This window comes from Candidatus Poriferisodalis sp. (assembly GCF_965208485.1).
Classification (GTDB): Bacteria; Actinomycetota; Acidimicrobiia; order Acidimicrobiales; family Poriferisodalaceae; genus Poriferisodalis.
Genome location: NZ_OZ242344.1, coordinates 4,380,417 through 4,402,048, shown reverse-complemented (window position 1 = coordinate 4,402,048; position 21,632 = coordinate 4,380,417). Strand labels below are relative to the sequence as shown.

10 protein-coding genes are annotated in these 21,632 nt (G+C 66.5%); 6 read left to right on the top strand and 4 right to left on the bottom strand.

Going from position 1 to position 21,632, the window contains the following annotated elements:
* Window positions 1–116: 116 nt before the first annotated feature.
* The 5 genes from gltB to ACOGXQ_RS20015 all read left to right on the top strand — a co-directional run bounded on the left by gltB (window position 117) and on the right by ACOGXQ_RS20015 (window position 11,046).
* Complete coding sequence (gltB, locus tag ACOGXQ_RS20035; protein WP_419945364.1) at window positions 117–4,793, top strand: glutamate synthase large subunit; 4,677 nt, start codon at window positions 117–119, stop codon at window positions 4,791–4,793.
* 173 nt (window positions 4,794–4,966) lie between these two features.
* Window positions 4,967–6,424 carry a glutamate synthase subunit beta gene (locus ACOGXQ_RS20030; protein WP_419945363.1) on the top strand — a complete coding sequence of 486 codons (1,458 nt, stop codon included), beginning with the start codon at window positions 4,967–4,969 and terminating at the stop codon, window positions 6,422–6,424.
* Between the two features lie 84 nt (window positions 6,425–6,508).
* Window positions 6,509–8,086, top strand: a complete 1,578-nt coding sequence (locus ACOGXQ_RS20025; protein WP_419945362.1) for an AAA family ATPase — start codon at window positions 6,509–6,511, stop codon at window positions 8,084–8,086.
* The gene (locus ACOGXQ_RS20020) at window positions 8,061–9,356 is read left to right on the top strand and encodes a hypothetical protein (RefSeq protein WP_419945361.1); all 1,296 of its coding nucleotides are present in this window, start codon (window positions 8,061–8,063) and stop codon (window positions 9,354–9,356) included. Before ACOGXQ_RS20025 ends, ACOGXQ_RS20020 begins: the two co-directional genes overlap by 26 nt.
* A gap of 61 nt (window positions 9,357–9,417) precedes the next feature.
* Window positions 9,418–11,046, top strand: coding sequence for a hydantoinase/carbamoylase family amidase (locus ACOGXQ_RS20015; RefSeq protein ID WP_419945360.1), 1,629 nt, complete (start codon window positions 9,418–9,420; stop codon window positions 11,044–11,046).
* Window positions 11,047–11,110: 64 nt separating this feature from the next.
* On the opposite strand, the gene ACOGXQ_RS20010 is transcribed toward ACOGXQ_RS20015, so the two are convergent.
* The 4 genes from ACOGXQ_RS20010 to ACOGXQ_RS19995 all read right to left on the bottom strand — a co-directional run bounded on the left by ACOGXQ_RS20010 (window position 11,111) and on the right by ACOGXQ_RS19995 (window position 17,879).
* Entirely contained in the window at window positions 11,111–11,758 is a 648-nt protein-coding gene (locus tag ACOGXQ_RS20010; RefSeq protein WP_419945359.1) for a hypothetical protein, read from the bottom strand.
* Window positions 11,759–11,764: 6 nt separating this feature from the next.
* Complete coding sequence (locus ACOGXQ_RS20005) at window positions 11,765–16,507, bottom strand: fibronectin type III domain-containing protein (protein WP_419945358.1); 4,743 nt, start codon at window positions 16,505–16,507, stop codon at window positions 11,765–11,767.
* A 285-nt stretch (window positions 16,508–16,792) separates the two neighbouring features.
* Complete coding sequence (locus ACOGXQ_RS20000) at window positions 16,793–17,449, bottom strand: GOLPH3/VPS74 family protein (protein ID WP_419945357.1); 657 nt, start codon at window positions 17,447–17,449, stop codon at window positions 16,793–16,795.
* A gap of 124 nt (window positions 17,450–17,573) precedes the next feature.
* Window positions 17,574–17,879 (bottom strand): DUF192 domain-containing protein, encoded by a 306-nt coding sequence (locus ACOGXQ_RS19995; protein ID WP_419945356.1) that lies wholly within the window; start codon window positions 17,877–17,879, stop codon window positions 17,574–17,576.
* Between the two features lie 37 nt (window positions 17,880–17,916).
* On the opposite strand from ACOGXQ_RS19995, the gene ACOGXQ_RS19990 reads away from it, so the two are divergent.
* Window positions 17,917–21,543 carry a cytochrome P450 gene (locus ACOGXQ_RS19990; protein WP_419945355.1) on the top strand — a complete coding sequence of 1,209 codons (3,627 nt, stop codon included), beginning with the start codon at window positions 17,917–17,919 and terminating at the stop codon, window positions 21,541–21,543.
* The last annotated feature ends 89 nt before the right edge of the window (window positions 21,544–21,632 follow it).

Below are 21,632 nucleotides of genomic sequence, written 5' to 3'. Positions count from 1 at the left end.
CCGAACGCCTCTCGCCTGTCTTCGTCGGTACACTGCCCCGCGAGGGCCAACGACGTCCCTGCTGCCACTGATCGGTGGCCGCACGCCAATTCGGTTCACTCACTGGGACGTCGCCCATGCGAATACCTGACGCTGCGACAACTGACAGCGCGACAGCTCGAACAGCGCGTCGTGCCGCCGGAGATGCCGGAGTCGCCGATGCGCTGCCGGTCGTACGCAAGGATGCTCTTGCGTCACCGCCTGCAGCGCAGGGGCTGTATGACCCGGCGTTCGAGCACGACTCGTGCGGCGTCGGCTTCGTTGCCGACATGTCCGGTGTACCGAGCCGTGCTGTGGTGGACCAGGCGCTGCAGTGCCTCGTCAATCTTGACCACCGCAGCGCGACCGGCGCGGAGGCCAACGTCGGCGACGGCATCGGCATCACGGTCCAAGTGCCCGACCGGTTCCTGCGGGCGGTGTGCGACTTCGAGCTCCCGCCGGCGGGCAGCTATGCGGTCGGCGCGGCATTCCTGCCGCGCGCTGATCCTGAGAGAGCATCTGCGGCCATCGCCGAGATCATGGTCTCGGAGGGACTCGAAGTGGTCGGCTGGCGCGATGTTCCGACGGATCCGACGTCGCTGGGCCGCTTCGCCACCGATCCGATGCCGGTCTTCCGGATGCTGGTCGTGGCTGCACCTGCCCACGAGGCCTGCACCGGCCTCGAACTCGAGCGCCGAGTCTATGTGGCACGCAAGCGCACTGAGCACGAGATCGACCCGGCTCCGTACTTCCCCTCCTTGTCGTGCCGCACGCTGATCTACAAGGGGATGCTGACCTGCAGCCAGTTCGCGGACTTCTATCCCGACTTGACGGATCCCCGCATGGAGTCAGCGCTCGCGCTGCTGCACTCCCGCTTCAGCACCAACACCTTCCCGTCGTGGCCTCTCGCCCACCCGTACCGGATGCTCGCTCACAACGGCGAGATCAACACCGTGATGGGCAATAGGAATTGGATGCGAGCCCGCGAGGGCACCCTGTCGAGTCCGCTCTTCACTGACGCTGATGGGCACAACCGGTTGGAGCGCACCTACCCCGTCTGCACGCCCGGGGCGTCCGACACCGCCAGCTTCGACGAAGTGCTCGAGCTGCTGCATCTCGGCGGCAGGAGCCTGCCGCACGCCGTGCTGATGATGATCCCCGAGGCCTGGGAGAACCACGCACGCATGCCTCAGGACCGCCACGACTTCTACGAGTTCCACGCCTCGTTGATGGAGCCGTGGGACGGCCCGGCCAGCATCGCGTTCACCGACGGCACGGTCGTCGGCGCCGTACTCGACCGCAATGGGCTGCGTCCGTCGCGTTACTGGGTGACCGAGGACGGTCTGGTGGTGATGGCATCGGAGGTGGGCGTCGCCGACATCGAACAGAGTCGGATCGTCCGCAAGGGCCGGCTGCAGCCAGGACGCATGTTCCTGGTGGACACCTCGCAGGGCAGGATCGTGGGCGACGAAGAGATCAAGCGCAGCCTGGTGTCAGCCGAGCCCTACGGGGACTGGCTGGCGGACGGGCTGGCGCACCTCGAGGACCTGCCGCCGCGTTTCAGCCTGACTCCGCAGCACTCATCGGTGACCCTGCGCCAACGCACGTTCGGCTACACCACCGAAGAACTGCGGATCCTGGTGGCGCCGATGGCCCGCACCGGCATCGAGCCGATCGGGTCAATGGGCACCGACACGCCGATCGCGGTGCTGTCCAAGCGGCCGCGGCTGCTCTTCGACTACTTCAGCCAGCTGTTCGCGCAGGTGACCAACCCGCCGCTGGACGCCATCCGCGAGGAGCTTGTCACCTCCACGAAGGCCAAGATCGGCCCAGAGGGGAACCTGCTGCAGCCTGGTCCCGCCTCATGTCGCCAGATCGTGCTGCCGTACCCGATCCTGTCGAACGAGGATCTGGCCAAGATCCTCTATATCGACGAGGACAGCGGGGACTCGCGCCAGTTCCGTCCGTTCGCGGTGGACGGGTTGTACCCCGTGGCCGAGGGCGGCGCTGGCCTCGAGCGCGCCCTCGACGACGTCTGTGCCCAGGTGGACAACGCCATCGCGGACGGCGCCCGCATCATCGTGCTCTCCGATCGCTACAGCGACGAGCACAAAGCGCCGATCCCGTCGCTGCTGCTGACCGGTGCCGTGCACCACCACCTCGTGCGCAACAAGACCCGCACCATGGTGGGTCTGGTCACCGAGTGCGGCGACGCCCGCGAGGTCCATCACATGGCCCTGCTGCTCGGCTACGGCGCCAGCGCGGTGAACCCGTACCTAGCGTTCGAGTCGATCGACGACATGGTGCGCCACGGCGTCATCACCGAAGTCGACGAGCGCGCCGCGAAGCGCAACTACATCAAGGCATGCACCAAGGGCGTGCTGAAGGTGATGTCCAAGATGGGCATCTCGACGGTGGCCAGCTACACCGGGGCGCAGGTCTTCGAAGCCGTGGGGCTGGGGCCCGACCTCATCGATCGCTGCTTCAGCGGCACTACCTCCAAGCTGGGCGGCGTCGGTCTTGACGTGCTCGCGGCCGAGGTGGCCGAGCGTCACCGCTTCGCCTATCTCGACAATCCCGCCGAGGCGGCGCATCGCGACCTGTGGGCCGGAGGCGAGTACCAATGGCGGCGCGAGGGCGAGTACCACCTGTTCAATCCCGAGACGGTCTACAAGCTCCAGCACTCCACCAGAGCCGGTCGCTACGAAGTGTTCAAGGAATACACGCAGCTCGTGGACGATCAGTCCAACGAGCTGGCCACATTGCGAGGCCTGTTCGAGCTCAAGCCGGCACCCCGAGGTCCGATCCCGATCGACGAGGTCGAGCCAGTGTCGGAGATCGTGAAGCGATTCTCGACCGGAGCAATGAGCTATGGCTCGATCTCGGCGGAAGCGCACGAGACGCTGGCCATCGCGATGAATCGCATCGGCGGGAAGTCCAACACCGGCGAGGGAGGCGAGGACCCCGAGCGCTACGTGGCAGATCCCAACGGCGACTTGCGACGCTCAGCCATCAAGCAGGTGGCTTCGGGACGGTTCGGCGTCACCTCGGAGTACCTCGCCAACGCCGACGACCTGCAGATCAAGATGGCCCAGGGAGCGAAGCCCGGAGAGGGCGGGCAACTGCCTGGGCCCAAGGTGTGGCCGTGGATCGCGAAGACGCGCCATTCCACGCCAGGCGTAGGCCTGATCAGCCCGCCGCCGCATCACGACATCTACTCCATCGAGGATCTCAAGCAGCTGATCCACGACCTGAAGAACTCCAACCCTTCCGCTCGGGTCCACGTGAAGCTGGTCGCCGAGGTGGGTGTGGGCACCGTGGCGGCCGGCGTATCGAAGGCAAAGGCGGACGTGGTGCTGATCTCCGGGCACGACGGCGGCACGGGAGCGTCACCCCTGACGTCACTGAAGCATGCGGGCGCTCCCTGGGAGCTGGGTTTGGCCGAGACCCAGCAGACGCTGCTGTTGAACGGGTTGCGCGACCGGATCGTCGTGCAGACCGACGGGCAGCTCAAGACCGGTCGGGACGTGATCGTCGCGGCACTTTTGGGAGCCGAGGAATATGGCTTCGCCACAGCGCCGCTGGTGGTGTCGGGCTGCATCATGATGCGGGTCTGCCACCTCGACACCTGCCCGGTGGGTGTCGCGACACAGAATCGCGAGCTGCGCAAGCGCTTCGGGGGACGGCCCGAGTTCGTCGTCAACTTCTTCGAGTACATCGCGCAGGAAGCGCGCGAGTACCTGGCCATGCTGGGGTTCCGCTCGCTGCGGGAGGCCATCGGTCGGGTGGACCGGCTGGACATCACCGCAGCGGTGGCCCACTGGAAGGCGCACGGCCTGGACCTGTCGCCGATCCTGGCCGAACCCGAGACGCCCTGGCCGCAGGATCGCTACTGCACCCAGAGCCAGGACCACGGGCTGGACCGAGCGCTCGATGTACAGCTCATGGAGTTGGCAGCACCCGCTCTCGAGCGCCGTGAGCTGGTGCGAGCGGAGTTGCCGATCAACAATGTGAACCGCACGGTGGGCACGATGCTCGGCCATCGCATCACCGCAGCGCACGGCGGCGACGGCCTGGCTGACGACACCATCGACCTGACGTTCAACGGATCCGCTGGGCAGAGCTTCGGCGCGTTCGCGCCACATGGGCTGACGATGAGGCTCTACGGAGACGCCAACGACTATCTCGGCAAGGGACTCTCGGGAGGACGCCTAGTGGTGCGGCCGCCGCGCGAGTCACACCCTGACTTCGTCGCGGAGGACAACATCATCGCCGGCAACGTGATCCTGTACGGGGCCACCAGCGGCGAGGCATACATCCGCGGGACGGTCGGCGAGCGGTTCTGCGTGCGCAACTCGGGCGCGGTCGCCGTGGTCGAGGGGGTAGGCGATCACGCGTGCGAGTACATGACCGGCGGCACCGTCGTGGTGCTCGGCGGCGTGGGGCGCAACTTCGGCGCCGGCATGTCAGGCGGCGCGGCGTACGTCTACGACCCTGACGATGTGTTCTGGCGTCACCTCAACACCGAGATGGTCGACCTCGAGCCGCAGCTCGACGACGCCGATGCCGAATTCGTGCGTTCGCTGCTGCGCCAGCACCTCGCCGAGACCGACTCGGTGCCAGCCGAGCGCATCCTGCGACGCTGGCACAGCGAGGTGCGCTGTTTCCGCAAGGTGATGCCCAAGGACTTCAAGAGGGTGCTCGAGGCCCGGGCGGTGGCCGCCGAAGAAGGCCACGACCTCGACGAAGCGGTCATGGCGGCTGCGCATGGCTAGTGGTGCGTCGGCAGTTTGCGCAGGGCCTGCCGAAGCCTGTTTCCGCAGGTCAGCGGGCCGCGACCTGCCCGCAAGAAAACCGCGACACACCACTAGGCACCGCATTCACTGTCGCCGCGCAGCCGCCAGCAAACCAGCACAGCGGCTGCGCATGGGTGATTCAGGGGCTGGGTATGGGTGACATCCGGGGATTCATGCGGCATGACCGCGGGCTGCCGACGCGGCGTCCTGTGCCCGTGCGGTTGCGCGACTGGCGCGAGGTCTACGAGCCCTTCGGGGACCCCGAACTGCGCGTTCAGGCCAGCAGGTGCATGGACTGCGGCGTGCCGTTCTGCAACTCGGGCTGCCCGCTCGGCAACATCATCCCGGACTGGAACGACCTCGTGTACCGGGACCGCTGGCGCGATGCCATAGAGCGTCTGCACGCCACCAACAATTTCCCCGAGTTCACTGGTCGGCTCTGCCCCGCACCGTGCGAAAGCGCCTGCGTGCTGGGCATCAACGCCGACCCGGTCACGATCAAGCAGGTCGAAGTAGCCATCATCGACAAGGCCTTCGAGATGGGCTGGGTGCAGCCGGAGTTGCCGGCGACTCACACGGGTCGCAGCGTGGCCGTCGTGGGCTCCGGCCCTGCCGGGCTTGCCGCGGCGCAGCAGCTGACTCGCGCCGGCCACGACGTGACGGTGTTCGAGAAGGCAGATCGCCTCGGCGGGCTGCTGCGCTACGGCATCCCCGAGTTCAAGATGGAGAAACGGCACATCGAGCGGCGGCTGGATCAGATGAGCGCCGAGGGCACGAAGTTCCGCACCGACGTCGAGGTGGGCGTCGACATCCCAGTGGCCGACCTGCAGTCCGACTTCGATGCGCTGGTGCTGGCAGGCGGCGCGACCCAATGGCGTGACCTGCCGATCCCGGGTCGCGAGCTGCAGGGCATCTGCCAGGCGATGGAGTACCTGCCGTGGGCCAACAAGGCCCAAGAGGGAGATCTGGACCCTGAAGAGGTGCCGATCAGCGCCAAGGACAAGCGGGTCGTGATCATCGGCGGCGGCGACACTGGCGCCGACTGCCTGGGAACCGCGCACCGCCAGGGCGCCGTCTCGGTGCACCAGTTCGAGATCATGCCGCGGCCCCCGGACGAACGGGCCGCCTCCAATCCGTGGCCGACGTATCCGATGGTCTACCGCGTCTCCTCGGCTCACGAGGAGGGCGGCGACCGCATGTACTCGGTGAACACCGAGAGATTCCTTGGAGATGCGTACGGCTCGGTGAGGGCGCTGGCTGCGCACGAGGTGGAGTTCAGCGACGGCCGCTTCACCAAGGCGGACGGCACCGACTTCGAACTCGAATGCGAGCTGGTGCTGCTGGCCATGGGCTTCACCGGTCCCCAGCAGGAGGGCTTGCTGGCACAGCTCGGCACCGAGACCGACGCCCGCTCCAACGTCGCGCGCGATGAGGACTACCGCACGAGCGTCGACGGCGTGTGGGTATGCGGCGACATGGGCCGCGGCCAGAGCCTGATCGTGTGGGCCATCGCCGAGGGCCGAGCATGCGCCGCCGCGGTGGACGAAGCCCTCATGGGCCACACTGCACTGCCGCGCCCGATCCCGCCGTCCGCTCGTCCGCTGAACTGAGCACCGAGTTCGCGCGCGGGGAGCGCGACGATACGCTGAGTCATCGGCAACTTGCGCCCCCATCTATGCGATCAGGCGGTCGGCATGGCCATCACTCACCGACAAGCCAAGCTTCAGGAGTCAAAGCTCGGCATCGAACGACGATACCCGGACTTTGCATCCAAGCTCTTCTCCTTCCTCGAACGCGATGAGTCCACCATATGTTGGGCGAACACTTGGAACGATTATCACCTGAGCGCACTCCGTGTCGCGCCATCCGACGCCATTAGACGGCAATTCGGGATAAGCAACGAGATTCCCGTATTGATCGCCACCTACGAGTCATCACTGCAGCCTCGCGTGCTTCGACAACTTGATACCTCGAAAGAGCTTAGGGAGAGCGCTTCAGCCGACAAGGACTTCGCGATCTTAGTCGCCGCTGATCGAAACGCCGAGCAGTTTACAAAAGACCGCACGCGCTTCTCTTATCCGATTCTCACCATCTACACGAACGACCTTCGAGACGGCAAATTTACCGCCACAAACCTGAGGTCTGAAATAGCGCAGTCCATGCGCTCAATGAATCATTTCGACAATAGCAACGAGATTCACCACGCGGCAGACTTTTTTGGACGTGTTCAAGATGTTGAGGCTCTAACCCACCTCGCTTCAGTCGGGCAAAGTGTCGGCATCTTCGGGTTGCGGCGAGCGGGCAAGACGTCGCTCATCCATCAGGTTCGACAGCAACTTGAGCGAAAGGGCACAGAGTCAATCTACGTCCAACTCAATGGCGTTGTCGATGCCGACGACCTCCGACAAGCTCTTGTAGGTGAGACCGCCATGGTGCTGCGCAACAAGGGCGGCACAGTACCAGAGAATTCTGGTATGCTTGACAAGAGTTTCAATTTGACCTATGACGGCACTGCCGCCAAACGATGGATGTATGAGATGGAGGCGCTCCTGCACCAAATCAACTCCGATTTGGTCATCGTGCTCGACGAGACTGACCATGCAAATGAGGAAATCGCGGCAGACGATGAGTCGGAGTTTGGCGATCGCCAGCAGATGAACTTGGTGATTCAGCACCTTCGAGGCCTTATACAGAAACGCTCGGATCGCAGTGACAACAAACTTTCGTTACTGGCCGCGGGCACTGCAGCGTCTATATTCGAAAAATCCATTCGCTTTGGGCGCGACAACCAACTCTTCGGATTCGCATCGTCGCGGCCCTTGGGCTCGATGCCGCGTGACGAAATGAGAGAGATGGTTCGCGTTCTAGGCAAACGTAGTGGACTCAAATTCGACGACCATCGAGTATTTGACAGCCTGCTCGAAGAGTACGGGGGTCACCCGCACCTTACCCGCCAAGCATGTGCACGAGTCGTCGAGAATGTTCAGGCCGATCCTGAAGCCGATGTACCACATCATGTCAGCATTCAAGACTTGGAAGCTGTCTACGGCTCCACAGCTGAGAATTCACCAACACATGCCACTCGACAGACTTTTCGTAACTTTGAGCAATGGTATCCAGATGAAGCTGCTGCCATTATGAAGGCTGCAACTGATGGTCAACCGGCCGAACCCAACCATGTGACGCACGCAATAGACTTTGGCATCTGCGGCCCTAAAGGAAATCTACGCCAACGCGCTCTTCGACGTGAACTTTGTCGTGGAATGGGTTGATAGATGCGTCGACCATTTGATCGGCGGAACGTCAATAAATGTAACAGGATTGGCTGGCAGCGGCAGATCTCGCGCTCTGAGCTTGATTGCGAAAGAGCTAGAAGAATCCGATTGGCAGATTCTACATTGGACTCCGGCAAGTGTTCCGCGCGAGAAGCGTGACTTAGCACAGCAACTTGACGTGCTCCTGGCGACGGACAAGATTCCGGTGCTGATTGTTGACGACTACGGCGAGATTGTTTCAACACAGAATCGATGGCTTGATTCATTGCTATTCGCGCGCACCGCTTTGCAGCATGGTTCCGACAAACATGCCCTCCGATGTGTCGTGGCGACTTACCCTCGCGATAGGCAGGCGATTGTCTCAGATGGTTCCGGACTGCTAGATCGTGCTTACCCAATGGTGCCTGAAACTGAAATCGGCACGCAGCAGGATGCCTCTCGCTTTGGATGTCGCGACGCAAGTGTCCTACTGAGCCTAACGGGCGGCAACTCTCATTTGCTCAGCGTTGGAGGCAGCACACCCGACGAACGTCGCGGTAATGTGCGCTCGGCAGCTCTGCGCTGGCTGCCTAGATGGATAGGCCAGCTAGACGAAATGCATCAGTCACGCTTAGCTGACATCGTCGGGCGGGCCAATCCCGCTACGTGGAAGCCACAAGAAGCGGACCCGGTCTTGGCTCCACTTGTTCTGCCGCGTCACTCTGCTGATTCACTTCATTGCCAAGTCTTGGAGTCAGTCGATCCGCAAGAGATATTGCCTCTGCTGATGCGCCAGCCCTGGCCTTATGGTGACACACGGACAGCAGCGAGGCGATTCTGTGCCCGCTGTGGGAGTGATCTCAACCCGCTTTGGGTTGACAATTTTCTTTCTCAGCTCGCCGATCCAGAGTGGCAGTACCTTGTTGAGTTCCTTCAGTCTGTAACAGATATTCTCGGAAGCGACAGTCGCATTGATATTCTGTCTCGCGACTGGATCCCGCCCAACCACTTAGTCAGTCCAGGCGATATTCGAAACGGCCTTCAACACGGAGGCATCACCGATGCCGTCAAGTCTCGCCTTCGCTGGCGGATCTACGATCGCGGCAGAGGCGTGAACCTACATGACAGACAACTCATACTGCGGTCGCAAAACGCCGTCTTCCAGCTGCCGCCAGCAAAGGACGTTATCGGGTTGACTCGTGGTGGCAATGTGTCTGATCCGGCTGTTGCTCGTGCGGTCAGCATTCCCGCGAGGCAAGCGTGGAAGGATGCACGCGTAGTTCTATGACCAGCCTTCGGGACTGCAGCATGGGAGACGATCAGTTGATTCAAGAAGTGAATCTGAATCTGTGAGTCGCCACACCTACGACGTTGACGGCGAGCGTCTGTGGCGAACGCTCGGCGAGCTGGCAGAGATCGGCGCCACGCCCTCCGGCGGGGTCGCCCGCGTCGCCCTCACCGATGACGATCACGCCGGCCGTGACCGGTTCGTGGCATGGGTGCTCGAGCTGGGTTGCTCGACCCATGTCGACCAGATGGGCAATCTGTTCGCCCGCCGCGAGGGCACCGACCCCGACCGCCTGCCCGTGGTCATCGGGAGCCACCTCGACAGCCAGCCCACCGGCGGTCGCTACGACGGCGCGTACGGCGTCATGGTGGGTCTCGAGATCCTGCGCGTACTGGCCGACCACGATGTCAGCACCGCGGCGCCGATCGAGGTCGTGTCGTGGACGAATGAGGAGGGGGCGCGCTTCCCGCCGGCGATGATCGGCTCTGGCGTCTATGCGGGCGCGTTCAGCCTGGAAGAGGGTCTCGCAGCTCCTGGAGTGGACGGCACCACGCTGGGTGCCGAGCTGGCGCGCATCGGCTACGCCGGCAATGAGCCGTGTGGCCAGCCGGACGGTGCTGGCCGCCGGCCGATCGGGTACTACATCGAGCCGCACATCGAGCAGGGGCCGATCCTGGAAGCCGCGGGTGTCACGCTCGGTGCGGTGACCGGCGTGCAGGGCATCCGCTGGTACGACGTGACGATCGAGGGCCAATCGGCGCACGCGGGCAGCACCCCGATGGAGCACCGATCCGATGCGATGGTGGCGGCCGCCCGGCTGGTGTGCGAGGCCGACGAGATCGCGGCCCGGCGCGCTCCCGAGGGGCGGGCCACGGTGGGCACGTTGACCGTCGGCACCGGCTCGCGCAACACCGTTGCGGGCTCGGTCACGCTGACCGTGGACCTGCGCCATCCCGATGCCACCGAGCTGGAAGCCATGCATGACGAACTGCTGGCATTAGCCGAGGGTCCTGCATTCGGGCAACAGCACAGCGCCGCATCGAGCGACGCCAACCAGCACAGCGCCGCATCGAGCGACGCCAACCAGCACAGCGCCGCATCGAGCGACGCCAACCAGCACAGCGCCGCATCGAGCGACGCCAACCAGCACAGCGCCGCATCGAGCGACGCCAACCAGCACAGCGCCGCATCGAGCGACGCCAACCAGCACAGCGCCGCATCGAGCGACGCCAACCAGCACAGCGCCGCATCGAGCGACGCCAACCAGCACAGCGCCGCATCGAGCGACGCCAACCAGCACAGCGCCGCATCGAGCGACGCCAACCAGCACAGCGCCGCATCGAGCGACGCCAACCAGCACAGCGCCGCATCGAGCGGCGTCGATCAGCCCAGCCGGTCGGTCCCCCGCCCGCAGGTCTCGCCGATCTGGTACTCGCCGCCGATCGTCTTCGACCCGACCGTCGTCGAGGCAGTGCGCGCCGGCGCCGCCGCTGCGGGCTTCGAGCCGATGGACATCACTTCGGGTGCCGGTCACGACGCGTGCTACGTCTCGCAGGTCGCGCCGACGGGGATGCTGTTCATCCCCTGCGCAGACGGGCTGTCCCACAACGAGGCCGAGTCGATCCTGCCCGAACATGCCACCGCTGGTGCTCAGGCAACGTTGAACGCAGTGCTGGCGTTGGCTGGCTAGTGCCGAACAGCGCCGCTTGCCGGCCGTTTGCAGCCGCAGTCAAGCAACTCGACCACTGCGCCGCTCAGGTCAATTCGGCGAGCGCCTGGCACTTGAGGATGGCCCGGGCGGCTTGCTCCATGGCCGTCCAAGCGGGCTGATCAGCCACCTCGCCCTGCCAGCCCATCTGCGTCAGCCGCTCGGCCAGCCGCCTGTCGCCGGCGCGCACATCGGCCCGCGCGATCCAGCCGGTGGCGGCTTGGACGTCGCGGACCGCCGACCGTCGGGTGTCGGTCCAGTGCAGGGAGTCGACATCGGGCAGCGGGTCGGCGGGAATGGCGACGATCATCCCCCTGGCAGTATTGCGCCAATCGCGGGCGATCTCGACCGGCACTGCGGCATGCCACACGCCGAGCAGGCTGTGCTCGACGCTTCGGTCCTGATACGAGGCGCCTTCGACCACGCTGAGGTCGACCTTGCTGAGCGCTGCCGCCGCCGCGGTCGTGGCCCGCACGTCGGGGCGCGGCGGCGATAGGCGTTCCCGCAGTTCGGCAAACGTCGCCACTCCCTCGGGGCCGGTCACCCACGAGATGTACTCGCGACGGCTGCGTTCGGTGAACATCGGCGACGAGAACGTCTCGGCCCACCATTCCACGGGCCGCAGCAGATGGGCCATGCGAGGGTCGAACTCTTCCCAGTTACGGGCGTGTTCTTCCGACCGGAAGAGGTTCATGCCCGCTCAGCGGTAGGGCCGGTTCGCAGCGTCGCCGCCGACAGGGCTGCGGGTGTAGCCGACCATCGTCGGCGGGTCGACGGAGGTGATCTCTTCGTCGCGCATCTCGATCCGCAGCGGCTCGCCGCCCAGCAGGCACGGCGCATCCACGGTGACTGTGCGGCCCCCGAACAGCCAGCGGCAGGCCAATGCCTCGAAGCCGCACTGCGCGAACCAGCGCTGTTCGCCGTCGACGCTCACCCGGTACTGGGTGGGCTGGTTGTTGAACGGCGGGAACGACGCGATCCAGTCGGTGCCGGGATGCAGCCAGCCGGGAGTGAGATCGATGACCCGCGTGACCAGCGCCTTGGCATGCGTGGGATCGATGCCCAAGGTCTGGGCCAACTCGGCGTAGTGGGGCGCAACGCCGGTCGCCACCATCTCGTTCATAATGGCGGCATACGCAGCGTCGAGTTCGGGCAGCGGGAGATGTGCTGGGTCAATCGGGTCTACTGCCATATCGCGATTGTAGAACTCGGCTGCCGTACCGTGCCGCAGCCATGTCGGAATGCGGTGGGGCTCAGGATGCGGGCACGGTCGCGGTGGTCTCGGCGATCCGGTCGTGACCGTCGCGGTCGGCGAATGCTGTGTCGGCGAACACAGTCGAGTCGTTGACGGTGTGTTGGGCTTCCCCCCAAATTGTGGAGGGTTGGTTAGTCGGTGTTGGTGTTTTCGTAGTCGGTCGGGCTGGTCGGTGACGACTGCCTGGCGTGCGGTGCCGTAGTGCTGGTCGGCGGATTTCCATTGCACGACGTAGGCGTTGACGTCGGGCGTGGTGGCCCAGTGCGGGGGCTGCCAGGCCAGCCGGATCTCGCCGGCCGCGCCGGTGGCGGTGAGGTCCTTGGGCCAGCGGGTCTCGCACCCGCCGTCTCTCCACGGGTTCTTGTACGTCGGAGCGGAGCGTGCGTCGTCCGGGTGAGATGACGCGCGCCAAGCGGCCCATGCCTCGCTGTTCGAGCAGTAGCCGCCGAAGGAGGAGTCGAGCAGTAGGCGCAAGGTGGACTGGCGGGCCGCGTCGGCGAAGAACCGGTCGAGGTCGACGCCTTCGAGCGTGCCGTCGCTGCTGTAGGTGTCGAAGAACCACTGCGGGATTTTCTGGCGAGCAACCGCGGTGATGACGCTGCGGTCCTGGGCGCCGGGCGGCACCGAGACAACACCGCAAATCTGCAGGTAGGGGAAATACCCGTCGCGTCCCTCAGCCGTCACCCAGGAGAGCAGGTCTGCGTAGATTTCTCCTTGGCTTACGGCGCAGTTCTCGCTGCCTCTGATGCGTTGGCGGACGTACATCCAGCCCACTGCGGTGGAGAGCCTTGCTGTGCCGCCGTAGGGCACGCTGGTGTCGAGCGTGTAGTGGTGGGCGAGTTCGTGGGTCACGACGCCGAGGCTGCGGTAGGTGAAAATATTGAAACGTATCGAGGCGCCCCTGAGTATGTCGCGTGCGTCGCCGACAAAGTCGAAGTAGTAGAGGCCCGTCGTGCTTTCCCAACCCTCGATCAGGACTGGAACGGGGCGGCGGTGCCAGGCGTCGTGCAGCCAGGGGTACTCGTCTGTGCGCGGGTCGACGATGGTCTCCTCGATGTAGTCGTGCGCGGAGACGACCTCGGCTGCGGCCAGCGTGGCGCCGAGGCTGTCGCCGTCGGCGTCGAGCGCGGTGACCCGCACGAGATAGTTGACCGAGGTCCGCAGCGGGCCGTAGATGATCACGTCGGTCTTGTCGGCGGCGACGCTCGCGCCGCCTCCGGCGGGGAACTCCTCGTTGCCGCGGCGGAACTCGACGCGATAGCCCGCCACGTCGCGGGCGGGCGCGGAGGGCGCCTGCCAGTTCACGTGCATGCGCGTGTGGCGTCCTTCGAGCTCGAGGCCGCGGGGCTCGCCCGGCGCCGCGGCGGCCGGCGTGCCGGTCCGCTCGAAGCTCCACGGTCCGGTGCCGAGAGCGTTCCTCACCGCCACCCGCACCGTCCGGGGCGTGCCGTTCGCTAGCCCGTCGACGGTGTGCACGGTGCTGCGCTTGTCCACCGCGGCCTGCTGGGCGTCGCCCCATTCGTCCTGGGGGTCCTTCCACTGCACCACATAGTGGCCTGTCCCGAAGATCTCCGCTGCGGGAGGGGCCCACTCGACGGTGAGCCGGCCGTCGCCGGGCGTCAGCACCGGCGCTCCGGGCGACTCCTCGAACACAGTGAGAACGAGGAACTCAGCGACGCTGTCGGCGCTGAGGATGCCGCCTGCGTCGGAGCGCACGCTTATCTCGTAGACGCCTGCCTGCGCGAACGCCGTGCCCGGTATCTGGTGGAGATACCCGGTGCGGCCTGCCTCGACTGCCACCTGAGCGCTGTCGCCGTCCGCGAACTCGGCGGCGTCGGCGCGCTTCCACCTGAGCGTGTAGCCCGTCACCCGCTCGCCGCCGTTCCCGCTGGGCGCATCCCACGACACCTCGACCCCGTCGCTTCCCTGGACCGCCTCCACGCGCTGCGGCTTGCCGGGAACCAAAGCAGCGGCTCGCAGCACCACAAACGGGCCCTCGCCTGCTGCGCTGAGCGCGTAGACCCACACGCAGTACTGCCGGCGGTTGAACTCGAGAACTTCCAGCAGATCTTCCAAGGGGATGACATGGGAGGCGGACTCCACGACGGCTTCCCTGACCTCCGAGAATGGCGCTGCGCACGGAGACCAGCGGACGCGGTAGCCGGTGACCGGGGCGATGCTGAACGACGGCGGCAGCCAGCTCACCACCGCATGCACACGGTCGCCCGCGCCGCCGAGGTGCAGCGCCAGATCGCGCACCGCGCCGGGCCTGTCGCCTCCGCCGAACGCCCTCGCCTCCGCCCAGCGGCCGGTGCCCGCGTCGTTGACCGCCGCCACGCGCACGTCGTGGAACACGGACGGGTCCACATCGCCCAGAGTTGCGAGGCCCAGGCCGCGCTCAGCAGCCCAGACCGCCGCCGAACCCGCCGCACCGGTGCGGAGATCCGCCGCATCAGCCCACGCCTGCTCGGACGTCTTGTGCTGCACCCGGTACGCGACCGGCGGCGAGACCCCCTCATCAGCCGAGGCGTGCCACCTCACGACCAGCGAGCCGCTGCCCGACACGACCAGACCCTGCGGCTCGCCCGCCGCGCCAGCGCGCAGCGCCGGAACGGCGGCCACCTGCGCCCACGCGCCCGCGCCGGCCTCGTTGGCCGCCGCGACCCGCACCGCGTAGCCGCGGCCGTTCTCGAGCCCGTGCACAGTGAACGAGCGGGCATCAGCCGCCAGCGCCCGCACCGGCGTCTCATCGGTCCACACGCCGTCCTCCGCGCGCACCTGCAGCACCCAGCCCGACACCTCCCCCGCGCCCACGTCGGCGGGCACGCCCCAGCTCAGCACCAGATCGGTGTTGCCCGCCTCCGCCGAGAGCGCTCTCGGCGCCGACGGCGTCCCCGGCTCGCGCTCGACCGCGTCGCCGCGAGGGCCGGCCCCGCCCGCATCGCCGGCCCCGCCTCCGTCCGCAGAGTCGCCGCCGCCCGAACCCGAATCCGAACCGCCGCCCGAGCCGCCATCCGAGCCGCCGCCAGTACCGCCATCCGAGCCGCCGCCAGTGCCGCCATCCGAGCCGCCGCCAGTGCCGCCATCCGAGCCGCCGCCAGTGCCGCCATCCGGACCGCCCGGATTGCTGCCGCCTGATCCTGAGCCGGTGCCGCCGCCCGAGCCGCCGCCCGGTCCCGAGCCGCCCGAGCCGCCGCCCGGTCCCGAGCCGCCGGTGCCGCCGCCCGGTCCCGAGCCGCCTGAGCTGTTGTCCGAGCCTGTGGTGCTGTTGCATGTGCGGGAGGTGTCGCGCAACGCGTACAGGGCTGCCTGGTAGGGGCCGCCAACGCGCTCGGGGCGGCGGCCCAGCGCGTCGAGCTCGCCGACGACCGCGTCGCCGACCGCGCCCCTGCCGACAACGACGACCCGCTTCGGCTCGACGCTGCGCAACGCCGAACGGGCGCCGTCGCCGAGGCTGCCGTCCGCGGACGCATACAGCACAACGCTGCTGCCCAGCGCCGCCGCCGCGCCGCTGCCGGGCGCCGACCACCCCGACGCAACCACCGCAGCCTCGACACAATCAGGCGCGAACCGCCGCGCCGCCAGCGCCGCGGTCTGCGCACGGTCAGCGCCGCCCACACGCCTCACCTCAGCACGCGGCCCGGCTGCCTGCCCAGCGTCGCGCGCCGCCTGCTCAGGCACCGCCGCAGCACCGCCGACCACCACCACCTCGCTCGGGCGCAACTCGCGCAGCAGCACCGCGTTCGCGGCGCCCAGCGACCCCCGGCCCGAATACAGCACAGCATCCGCCCCGCCCGACGCCACCACCGCAGCCGCTGCGCCCACATCAGCAGGCGACCAGCCGGACACCAGCACCAGCCGAGCACCCCGCCCCGCAGCAGCGCCCAGCACCCGACGAGCCCCCTCGACAGCCGTCTCCACCCTGGTCGCGCCCGCCACACGCTCCACAACCGCGCCGACACCCAGCGCGGACTCCAGCTCGGCTACGACACCAGCACCCAGCGCCGCCGCCCCGCCCACCAGCACCACCCCCGCAGGCCGCGCCCCCTCAACCACCGACACCGCACCAGCGCCCAGCGACACCGCCGACTCAGCAACAAGCACCGCGTCCGCCGCGCCCGCAGCCACCAAGCCCACCGCCACACCCACATCAGCCGACGACCGCTCATTGGCCACCGCCAACCGCACACCGCCGGACCCATCAGCCGAACCAGCATCAAACGCACACCGCCGGACCCATCAGCCGAACCAGCATCAAACGCACCCGCGCCCCCCGACACCAGCACCGACCCGACCACCGCCACAGCCACCACCGCCGACACCCAAGGACCCCCCCCCCCCCCCCGAATGGGACGACCACGTCGGGACCCCAAGCCGAAGACGGACCGCGGGTTCAGCGAGCGATCACGAACGCCCATCAGGCACCAGCCTCTTGGTCGCACACCACGGCTATAGGCCAAGGACCCACGGCCGCTACAGCATGAAGCGGCTGACTGTCGAACTCGCCAGCCACATCTCGATGTCGCGGATCGCTTGGGTCATCGCTTGGCCGATGAGGTCCAGTTTGCGCACTTGCTCAATCCTCGCCGCCGCCTGCTCGAGTTCGGCTTTGGAGAGCAGCTCGCCGAAGATGCCGCAGGCATCGGTCAGCGCGATGATCACGATGTCTCGCGGGCTGGGAATCTCGTCACTGAACAGCACGCCCATGATCCGCAGCTTCACCTCACGCTCGGCCTTGCCGTCGATCATCGGGTAGCGCCGAGAGCGAAAGACCCACAGGTGACGGTCGTCCTTGCGTTCGAGGATTCCTTTCTCGACAAGACGAGCGAACGCCTCCTCGCGGATGCCCTCGGCGCGTGCCGCCACGAATTCCACCCAGTAGCGCGAGTCATTCTCTTCGGACTGCGCGGCGATCTGCGTCAAGGTGGGGTCGAGCAGACCATCGCCGACCGGCGTGGAGTCGACCAGTATCAGCTTCTCGAGATCTGTGTCGATCCGATTCTCGATGGCCAGATCCATCAGCACCGAGCCGGCGATCACCCGGTCAAGCGTGCTTTCGGGCACATGGATCAGCTTGCCGTCGTCATCTCGCAGCAGCAGGAGAAGGATTTCTTCGGCGAATCTCAGCATGGTTCCGGCTCAGCTCCTCTTGTGACAGCATGCCGGGCAGCACGGCGCGGCACCGCCCCAAAGCGTAGTTGGCGACTGAACGAATCGGTTTGCTTCCCGAATGTTCACATCACCCGCTGTGGCGCTACTCGATGGTCACTTCGACGTGGTCGGCGTCACCGAGGCCGAGGTCGAATTCGGACCCGACCGGGTGCTCGATTGCGAGCCGGTACGGCCCTGCGGCCAGGTATCGCTCGCACTCGTCGGACGGTGTCGGCGCCAAGCACGGCACCATGTCGGTTCCTGACACCACCGAGCCGTCGGCTGCCACGAAGGTGATGCGCAACGGCAGCGGCGTGTCACGCATCCAGAATGCTCCGCCGGTGTCCTCCTCGAAGACGAACACCATCGCGGCGTAGCCGCCGAGTGCCGCGAAATCGGCAACACCCATGAGGCCACGCTGCCGGGCAGCCGGGGTATCGGCGATGATGACCGGCCACACCCGAGTGCTCGCCGGTCCGCTCACGCGCAACACGCCCTCGCGAAAGCCCTCGAGCGGCACCGCTGCGTCCAGCACTGAGCGGGCGTCGTGGAGCCCGCCGTCGTCTGAGCTGGTCGGCACAGAACTAGGCGACGCCGAGCTGACCGGCACAGAACTAGTCGACGCCGAACTGACCGGCACAGAACTAGTCGACGCCGAACTGACCGGCACAGAACTAGGCGGCACAGAACTAGTCGACGCCGAACTGACCGGCACAGAACTAGGCGGCACAGAACTAGTCGACGCCGAACTGACCGGCACAGAACTAGGCGGCACAGTTGCGAGACTGCTGGGCGACATCTCAGCCGTGCCCGGACCTGCTAGGGCGCTCGTGAAGCCGTCATCGGCGGCGAGCGTCACCACGGTGGCTGTCGTCGTAGCCGCTGCGGAGACAGGTCCGCTGGGCGGGACGAGGCCATCGCCGCGGCTGGATTCGGTCACGGAGCAGTTGCCCAGAACCATCCCGACGACGATCATCGCCGTCAGCCGGCGAAAGTGCTGCACGTCCCAAGTCTGTCGCTTCTGCGCAGCGCTGCCAACGCGGCGCGCGTGCCGAACACCCGGCAACCGTGATGAGATAGGGGCCGTGAACGGCACCCCTGCTGCGCTGCATGCGTCCGGCACGACCGTCCGGTCCGTCGACGACACCGGAGCGGCGCCGTTCGCGGATTTTGCGATTGGCGAGTTCGCCGACCTCGTCACCATGGGCCGGGAGCTCGGCCGCACAGGCAACTGGGTGGTACGAACCCCATTCGGACTCTTCGTCCATGGCTACGACCAAGCACGTTCCATCCTGCGCAACCCTGCTTGGATCTCGATGCTGTCTGGCGTCGCGATGCTCGACTCGCGGGATGCCACCTCGTTGGACTTCACCTCGTTCATGACACGCGCTCTGCAGGACGCTCCCGCTTCGTCTGCTCAAGATGCGACTCAGGATGTACTGCGCGCCCGTCCGAACGTGCTCTCAGCAGAGGGCGACGACCACCGACGACTGCGGCGGCTGTTCGGGAAGGCATTCACACCGGCTGCCGCCGACCGCCTGCGGCCGTTCATGTCCGAGCATGCCCGGCAGCTGCTCGACCCGCTGGTGGCTGTCGGCGGCGGCGAGATTGTCTCGGGGTTCTGCGACCCCTACCCGGTCCCGATCATCTGCCGTCTGCTCGGCGTAGTCGACAACGATTGGGCCCAGTTCGCCCGCTGGGCCGAAGCCATCTTCGCTGTCTTCGACGGCGACGCAGAGGCTGTCATGGCACGTTTGGGCGACATCGCCCGAGCACAAGCTGAACTGAGCGCATATGTCGACGACTTGATCTCGGAGCGTCGCCGTGTGCCTGCCAGTGATCTGCTGACTGAGTTGATCGAGGTCTCCGACGGCGGTGATCGGCTCGGCGAGGACGAGCTGATCGGCATGGTCCAGGGGTTGCTCATCGCTGGCACCGACACCACGCGCAACCAACTCGGCGCCACGCTCGCGGTGCTGGCGGACCGGCCGGACCGATATGCGGCGCTGCGAGCCGACCCCGAACAGATTCCCGCCTACGTCGAGGAATCGTTGCGCTACATCGGCGCGGTTCGGACCACCATGCGCATCGCGACCGATGACGTCGTAATGGACGGGCTGTTGTTCCCCGCCGGCACGGTGGTAATGATCGGCCTGCACGCCGCCAGCCTGTCCGGCAGCTGCCCGGCGCGCAGCGCTGCCTCAGGCGCCGACGGGCCACCGCCCGGCGACGGCGAGTTCGACCAGTACGAATTCCATCCCGAAGTGCCCCGCGAGCATCCGCACCTCGGATTCGGCAGCGGCGCGCACCACTGTCTGGGAGCGTTCCTCGCCCGCGCGGAACTGCAAGAGGCGCTGCGCATCTTTGTCGAGCGCGTCGAGACCTTCGAACTGAGCGAGCCGGTGCAGTGGAAGCCGCTCTCGATGGGCATCTGGGGTCCCTCGCAGATGCACCTGCGCCTGAACGCCCCGACGCTGCCGGTTCGAACAGAAGCGGGCACACTGCCGCCTGCCCCAGACCATGTCAATGTCGGCATGTCAGAGGAGCGTGACCGCTTTCTCAGCGAGACAGCGCCGCTGCGGCGAGTGATTCGCGACAGCGTTCCCGAATTGATCGCACGCCCACGCGTTCCGCCATTGGGTCGCCTCGCGGTAACTGCGGCCCGCATCGGATGGGCTGTCTACGCCGGCAAGCTGCTGGACCGGCGTCTCGACCATGAGCAGCGCCGACAGCGGATCTACCGGCGGCTGCGGCTGGCGGCCGCCAAGCTCGGACCGGCCTACATCAAACTGGCGCAGCTCATCGCTGCCGGTGAAGGCGTCTTCCCTGACGCGCTCGTGGACGAGTGCCGGAGGTGCCGCGACCAGGCGCCCCCCGAACCATGGTCAGCGATCCGCGAAATCGTCGAAGCCGATCTGGGACCGCTGGACGGGCGTTTTTCCCACTTCGGCACCGAAGCGACCGCGGCGGCCTCCATCGCCCAAGTACACGAAGCCCGGCTGGCCGACGGCACACATGTCATGGTCAAGGTGCAACGACCGCGCATCCGCAGCCGCGTCGAGCGCGACCTCGCGGTGCTGGCTTGGATTGCCCCGAAGCTGGTAGGCCGAATCCCGATCACAGCGCTGGCCAACCCGCCGGCGCTCGTGGAGTTGTTCGCCGAGACCATCAGCGAGGAACTCGACTTCCGCGTCGAGGTGGCGAACCTTCTCGAGGTCGACCAAGCACTGCGAGCGACCGCTTCGGGCCGTTGGCAAGTGCCCGATCCGCATCTCGACGGCGTCACCGAGCGAGTGATCGTAATGAGCCCAGTGGCGGGACGTCCGCTCAGCGCACTCGGCCCCGACGATCTGTCAGAGGGCGATGCCGCCGCCATCTTCCGTCAGATGAACGACGCCCTGCTCGTCGGCGCCTGCATGTCGGGGGTCTTCCACGGCGATTTCCACGCCGGCAACGTGTTCATCGATACCGAAGGGACACCGCCCGGCCAGCCGCCCGTCATCGGCTTGGTCGACTTCGGCATCACCGGTCGCCTCGAAGGCGCCAAGCGGGTCGCGTTCCTGCGCTATGTGGTCGGCCTGCTCACCGGAGACCTGCAGTCGCAGGTCTCCGGCATGATCGATCTGGGAGCGTTCGGACCCCGCAGCAGCCCCGAGCAAGTCATCGCCGATCTGCGTCTCGACCGTCCCGGCTTCGACCCGCTCGAGCTCACTGAGGACGAGTTCACGGCCGAGTTCCGGGCCCTGATATCGGGCCTGCTGGCAAACGGGGCGCGCATTCCCAAGGAACTGATGCTGTTCGTCAAGAACTTCGCCTACCTGTGCTCAGCGACGAGCGAATTGGCGCCGGACATGGACGTGCTGGCGCAGTTCGAGCGCATCGCTTCGTCGTTCTTCGCCCGCAACGGGGTGCGGATGGCCACCGAAATCGGCTTCTCACCCGCACCCGACGACGTGAACCGCAAGGTCATCCGCCAAGCGATGGGCATCTCGCCCCGTCACGAACGGGTCACGTGGCGGCTGATCCGCGGGCGCCGTACGCACCTCAAAGAGCGAGTAGGCAAAAAAGGCTGACGTGCCAACGGATGGCAACGCTCCGCTGTCTCGGGGCATGATCTCGCACGGCGAGTCGAGGCGAACGGCCTAGGCCGAACGAACCGGTC